The following is a 6,550-nucleotide window of genomic DNA, read 5'->3' as shown; positions in this document are numbered from 1 at the left end:
CCGCGCTGGCTGATCGGTTGCGCCGCCAGCAGTTTTTCCTTGTCTTCCAGTTCCATCAGGATCACGCCGCGGCCGCCGTTGCTGAGCGACTTGCATTCGTCCAGGCCGAACACCAGCAGGCGGCCTTTTTCCGACAGGCAGGCGATGGCGCTGACGCTGGCGCTCAGCGCCTGTGGCGGCAGGGGCAGGTCGCCTTCATCCAGCGTGACGTAGGACTTGCCGGCCTTGACCCGGCTCAGCATGTCGCCGAGCTTGGCGGTGAAGCCATAACCGCCGGTGCTGGCGAGCAGCAGCATCAGGTCGGACGGGCCTGCGAAATAATGCATGACGCTGCTGCCGTTGGCGAGGTCGATCAGGGTCGTGATCGGCACGCCGTCGCCGCGCGCGTTGGGCAAGGTCGCTACCGATACCGAGTAGATGCGGCCGTTGGAGCCGAAGGTCAGCAGGTTGTCGACGGTGCGGCACTCGAATGCGCCGTACAGGGCGTCGCCGGCCTTGAAGCCGAACTGGCTGGCGTCATGGCCGTGGCCGGTGCGTGCGCGCACCCAGCCCTTTTGCGAAATGATGACGGTCACCGCTTCATCGACGATGCGGGTTTCCACCACGGCTTTTTCCGCTGCCTCGATCAGGGTGCGGCGCGCATCGCCGAATTGCTTCTGGTCGGCTTCGATTTCCTTGATCACCAGGCGTTTCATCGAGGCCGGATTATCGAGCAGGTCTTGCAGCGTGGCTTTTTCATTGCGCAGCTCGGCCAGTTCCTGCTGGATCTTGATGGTCTCCAGGCGCGCCAGCTGGCGCAAGCGGATTTCAAGGATGTCTTCGGCCTGGCGGTCGGACAGCTTGAATGCCTCGATCAGCGCCGGCTTCGGCTCATCCGACTCGCGGATGATCCTGATCACCTTGTCGATATTCAGCAGGATCGCTTCGCGGCCTTCCAGGATATGGATGCGGTCGTCGATTTTCTGCAGCTTGAATTGCGAACGGCGGGTGATGGTGACGAAGCGGAAAGTGATCCACTCGCGCAAGATCATGCCCAGGCCCTTCTGGCGCGGACGGCCATCGCCGCCTATCATCACCAGGTTGATCGAAGCGCTGCTTTCGAGCGAGGTATGGGCCAGCAGCATGTTGGTGAATTCGGTCTGGTCCAGGTTCTTCGATTTCGGCTCGAACACCAGGCGCACCGGCGCATCGCGCCCGGATTCGTCGCGCACCGTGTCGAGCACCGACAGGATGGAGGTCTTGAGCGCCAGCTGTTCCGGCGTCAGGGTCTTCTTGCCGAGCTTGATTTTCGGATTGGTCAGCTCTTCGATTTCTTCCAGGATCTTTTGCGACGATGCGCCAGGCGGCAATTCGGTGACCACGGCCTGCCATTGGCCGCGCGCCAGGTCCTCGATCTTCCAGGTGGCGCGCACTTTCAGGCTGCCGCGGCCGCTTTCGTACATTTCCGAGATCGCGCTGGCCGAGGTGATGATCTGGCCGCCGCCCGGGAAGTCCGGGCCGGGGATGATCTGCATCAGCTCGGCATGGCTCAGGTTGAGATTGCGGATCAGGGCGACAGCTGCTTTCGCCACTTCCTGCAGGTTGTGCGACGGGATTTCAGTGGCCAGGCCGACCGCGATCCCCGAAGCGCCGTTCAGCAAGACGAAGGGCAGGCGCGCCGGCAGCAGTTTCGGTTCTTCGGTGGAGCCGTCGTAGTTGGGCTGGAAATCGACCGTGCCCATGTCGATTTCCTCCAGCAGCAAACGGGCGATCGGCATCAGGCGCGCTTCGGTGTAACGCATCGCCGCGGCGCCGTCGCCGTCGCGCGAACCGAAATTGCCCTGGCCGTCGACCAGCGGGTAGCGCAGCGAGAAATCCTGGGTCATGCGGACCAGGGCGTCATATACCGACTGGTCGCCGTGCGGATGCAGCTTACCCAGCACATCGCCCACCACCAGCGCCGATTTGCGCGGTTTGGCGGCGGCGTTCAGGCCCAGTTCGCTCATCGCATACAGGATGCGGCGCTGCACCGGCTTCTGGCCGTCGGAGACGTCAGGCAGGGCGCGGCCCTTGACGACCGAAATGGCGTAGTCGAGGTAGGCGCGTTCAGCGAAGGTGGCGAGGGTTAAGGATTCAGCGTCCGGGGTTGGTGCATCTGGCGTAGCAAACAGATCGTTTTGGTCGGTCATGAGGAGTCGGAGAATTATTCGATAAGAGGCGTTGCCGTTGCGGGTATCGCCGCAGCTGGCGGAATTGGAGACATATCCGGCATGATGGCCGCAGGCATGTTGCTGCGACCGGGAATCACCAGACGGATGCGGTTCAAACTGGGTTTGCGGCCGGCCTCGGCGCCGGCGGCGGATTGCGCGAATGCCGGCTGGTACAGCTGGTAAAACTGCCGCACCAGCTGCACGTAGTTGCGCGTTTCCGCATACGGCGGCACCTTGTTATTGTATTTCTGTACGGCGCCTTCGCCGGCGTTGTAAGAAGCGATCACCAGCTCTTGCTGCGCCGGATAGAGTTTCCCCAAGTCGCGCAGATAGCGGGCGCCCAGGCGGATATTGGTGCGCGGGTCGGTCAGCTTTTTCTCGACCGGTTTCTTGCTGTCGCCGGTCAGGCCGTAGCGCTCGGCGGTGGCCGGCATGATCTGCATCAGGCCGATCGCGCCCTTGGGCGATACCGCAGCGGGATTGAAGCCGGATTCAGCCGCCATCACCGCCTTCAGCAGGGCCGGCTCCAGCGCGAATTCCTGCGCCGCCTGGTCCACCATTGCTTCGTATTTTTTCAGGTTCGGATGCTGCGACAGGTAGCGGAACAGCGGGCTGTCGCGCAGCGCCGGGCTGAGCGGCTTGGCGCCGCCGGCCGCCAGCCGGGAGGAATCGAAAAAGCCGTCGCCGCGCATGAAAAGCTGATAACGGTTATCCAGCTTTTCAGTCGAGAAATGCCCCATGCCGTCGGCATCGATATAGCCGAAAATATCCGCGCGTGCGCTGCCGACCGTGGTCAGAAGTGCAAACGTCAGCAGAGTGGCGGTGAGGAGTTGGCCCAGATGACGGCGAAGCTGCTTCATCTGCTATCGGAGGCCAAGCTTAGTTTGTTACGGTATTTCATTAAAAACACTATCCTTTGCAAGCTCGGCGATGAGCCGCGGTAAAACCCTGGGCAGCAGGGCGGTTGCGCTATGGTTGCGGCGGACGACGGGGATGGTCGACTGGCTGCCAGCTGTCCGGAAAACATGACAGTGGCGCCGGGAAAGCCTGGAAACTGCGACCATGATAATACGTTTCGCCGCCGCGCATGGCGGATGGCAAAAATGTTGCCATACCGCCATATATTGCTGTGCCTCGCGCTGTAGCTGATTTAGATATCAGCCTCTGCTTCATTGCCGTGTTCTTCGATCCAGGCCCGGCGCGCCGCGGCTTCGCCCTTGCCCATCAACATGTTGAAGCGGTTTTCCGATGCTTCCAGGTCGAAGTTGCCGAGCGAAACCGGCAGCAGCCTGCGGGTATCCGGATTCATCGTGGTTTCCCACAGCTGCTCGGCGTTCATTTCGCCCAGGCCTTTGAAGCGGGAGATGGACCAGGCGCTGTCCTTGACGCCGTCCTTGCGCAACTTGTCTTCAATCGCTTCCAGTTCGCCATCGTCCAGCGCATAGATTTTCTGCGCCGGTTTCTTGCCGCGCGCCGGAGCATCGACCCGGTACAGCGGCGGCCGCGCGATGCAGATGTTGCCGCGGTCTATCAGTTGCGGGAAGTGGCGGAAAAACAGCGTCAGCAGCAATACCTGGATGTGCGAACCGTCGACGTCCGCATCCGACAGGATGCAGATCTTGCCGTAACGCAGGCCGCTGAAATCGATAGTGTCGGTTTTGCCGTGAGGATCGACGCCGATGGCGACCGCGATATCGTGGATTTCGTTGTTGGCGAACAAGCGGTCGCGTTCGGTTTCCCAGGAATTCAGCACCTTGCCGCGCAGCGGCAGGATCGCCTGGAACTCCTTGTCGCGGCCCATCTTGGCGGAACCGCCGGCAGAGTCGCCCTCGACCAGGAACAGTTCGTTGCGGCTGATATCGCTGGATTCGCAATCGGTCAGCTTGCCCGGCAAGACAGCCACCCCGGAAGACTTTTTCTTTTCGACTTTTTGCGCCGAGCGCAAACGGTTCTGGGCTTGCTTGATCACCAGGTCGGCCAGCTTCTTGCCGTACTCGACATGCTGGTTCAGCCACAGCTCCAGCGCCGGCCGGGTATAGGTGGACACCAGCCGCACGGCGTCGCGCGAGTTCAGGCGCTCCTTGATCTGGCCCTGGAACTGCGGGTCCAGCACCTTGGCGGACAAAACAAAGGAGACGCGCGCAAACACGTCTTCCGGCAGCAGCTTGACGCCCTTGGGCAGGAGCGAATGCATTTCGACGAAACTCTTGACGGCGCCGAACAAGCCTTCGCGCAGGCCGGATTCGTGGGTGCCGCCGGCCGAAGTCGGGATCAGGTTGACATAGGATTCGCGCACGATGGCGCCGTCTTCGGTCCAGGCCACGACCCAGGCCGCGCCTTCGCCTTCGGCGAAACCCTCGGCATCGGCATTGGCGTACTGCTCGCCCTCGAACAGCGGGATCAGCGGTTCGGCGTTCGACGACTGCGCCAGCGATTCCATCAGGTAACCGCGCAAGCCCTGGTCGTATTGCCAGGTCTGGCTGTCGCCGCTCTTGGCGTTGAGCAGCGTGACCTTGACACCCGGCAGCAGCACCGCCTTGGAGCGCAGCAGGCGTTGCAGTTCCGGCTGCGAGATGGCCGGCGAGTCGAAGTATTTCGGATTCGGCCAGGCGGTGACGCGGGTGCCGGATTTCTTGCTGTCTTCGCGGCCGAGCGGGCGCGACTTGAGTTTTTCAATCACGTCGCCGTCGGCGAACACCATATGATGTTCGCCGCCTTCACGCCATACCGTGATTTCGAGGCGCGAGGAGAGGGCGTTGGTGACCGAGACGCCGACCCCGTGCAGGCCGCCCGAGAAAGAGTAAGCGCCGCCGCTGCCCTTGTCGAACTTGCCGCCGGCGTGCAAGCGGGTGAAGACGATTTCCACCGTCGGGACTTTTTCTTCCGGATGCATGCCGACCGGGATGCCGCGGCCGTCGTCCTCGACGCTGACGCTGCCGTCGGTATTCAGGGTCACCAGGATATTCTTGCAGAATCCGCCGAGCGCTTCGTCCGAGGCATTGTCAATCACTTCCTGAATGATATGCAGCGGATTTTCGGTGCGGGTGTACATGCCAGGGCGTTGCTTGACCGGCTCCAGGCCTTTCAGTACACGGATCGACGATTCGCTGTAGTCAGATTGCGGTGATTTTTTGGTTGCCATTCAGATGTGTCGTATTAAATGTGAATTATTAAATGTAAATTATTGTTAATTTGGAACTGGTTTGCCATTACGGCAGAGATTACTCGTTATTATCCCTTGCGCATTCTAATGAAAAAGCCGTCCGGTTGCGCAGGCAAGATGCGGGAAAAGAAATATCGCTGGGAGACAGCAGGCTTAATCGCTGACTGATGTGCCGATTTAACTGTTGATTTTGTTGGCGGCCAGCAATCGAATGTTGTTGTTTTGCACAGTGCAATAATAAAAACAAAAGTTAAATATGGCGCTGCTATGATGGTTTCGCCGATGTTCGTGCAGCAGGGGGCATACAAAAAAATGAAAAATCATAACGCATCATTCGCCATTCGCTTCATCGGCTTTTCGGCCCGCGAAGTCAATATTTTCGACGCTACTTTTTCGGTCGAGCAAAATCGCGAGAAGCAATATTTCCGCTTGCCTGCCGACAGCCTGCAGGAGCCGGACCTGTACCTGGTCAACGCCGACGACCTGAAAGCCCTGGCGACCCTGGCCGACGTGGAGCCCAACAATCTGCGGCCAGCCTTGCTGGTCGGCGCGCCTAACGTGGAACTGCCGTTTGCCACCGTCGAGCGGCCGATCCGCTGGCTGAAGCTGTTCGATGCGCTGGATACCTTGATGGAGCGGCGCCTGATCATGCTGGCCAAGCAGAATCCCGCCGATACCGCCTTGGCCAACAACGTGCCGGAACGGCGCCGGCGCGAGCGGCTCGACCTCGACCTGACTGATCCGCAAGAATACGAACGCATGCGCAGCAAGCCGCCGCAAAGCGACCGCATCCTGGTGATCGACAACCAGTCGACGTTCCGCGACGACCTGGCGGTCGCCATGGCGCATCATGTGGTGCCGGTAGAGTGGGCCGGCAATCCGGATGCGGCGGCTGAAGTTTATGCCCGCCAAATCATTTCAGTGGTGCTGATCAATCCGCAGCTGGCCAGTTTCGATCCCTACGATCTGTGCACCACCATCAAGCATCAGCATAAAAATACAAGAATTGCGGTGATCTTCCTGATCGACAAGAATTTTGCCTATGACCACATACGGGCGCGGCAGGTGGAGTGCGACGGCTTTCTCAGCCGTCACCTGGAACAGCCGCAGATCTTGCTGGCGCTGGGGAAATTCCTGTCTTTGCGGCGATAAGGCCGGATAGCTTATTTGCTGCGTTACTTGCTGAATTACTTGCTGA

Annotated in this window: 4 protein-coding genes; 1 reads left to right on the top strand and 3 read right to left on the bottom strand. The window is 60.3% G+C overall.

The window, feature by feature from the left end:
• The 3 genes from parC to JWQ61_RS01985 all read right to left on the bottom strand — a co-directional run.
• Nucleotides 1–2,168, bottom strand: a 2,168-nt coding sequence (parC, locus tag JWQ61_RS01995; protein ID WP_304359039.1) for a DNA topoisomerase IV subunit A, incomplete at its 3' end; no start/stop codon positions are given.
• A 14-nt stretch (nucleotides 2,169–2,182) separates the two neighbouring features.
• Nucleotides 2,183–3,049, bottom strand: a complete 867-nt coding sequence (locus tag JWQ61_RS01990) for a lytic transglycosylase domain-containing protein (RefSeq protein ID WP_304359038.1) — start codon at nucleotides 3,047–3,049, stop codon at nucleotides 2,183–2,185.
• Between the two features lie 290 nt (nucleotides 3,050–3,339).
• Nucleotides 3,340–5,331 (bottom strand): DNA topoisomerase IV subunit B, encoded by a 1,992-nt coding sequence (locus JWQ61_RS01985; protein ID WP_304359037.1) that lies wholly within the window; start codon nucleotides 5,329–5,331, stop codon nucleotides 3,340–3,342.
• A 333-nt stretch (nucleotides 5,332–5,664) separates the two neighbouring features.
• Between JWQ61_RS01985 and JWQ61_RS01980 the strand changes: the two genes are divergently transcribed.
• Nucleotides 5,665–6,504 carry a two-component system response regulator gene (locus JWQ61_RS01980; protein WP_304359036.1) on the top strand — a complete coding sequence of 280 codons (840 nt, stop codon included), beginning with the start codon at nucleotides 5,665–5,667 and terminating at the stop codon, nucleotides 6,502–6,504.
• The last annotated feature ends 46 nt before the right edge of the window (nucleotides 6,505–6,550 follow it).

This window comes from Collimonas fungivorans (genome assembly GCF_028292705.1).
GTDB classification, from domain to species: Bacteria; Pseudomonadota; Gammaproteobacteria; order Burkholderiales; family Burkholderiaceae_D; genus Collimonas; species Collimonas fungivorans_B.
The sequence above is the reverse complement of the archived record's forward strand: the minus strand, read 5'-3'. Positions and strand labels throughout refer to the sequence as shown.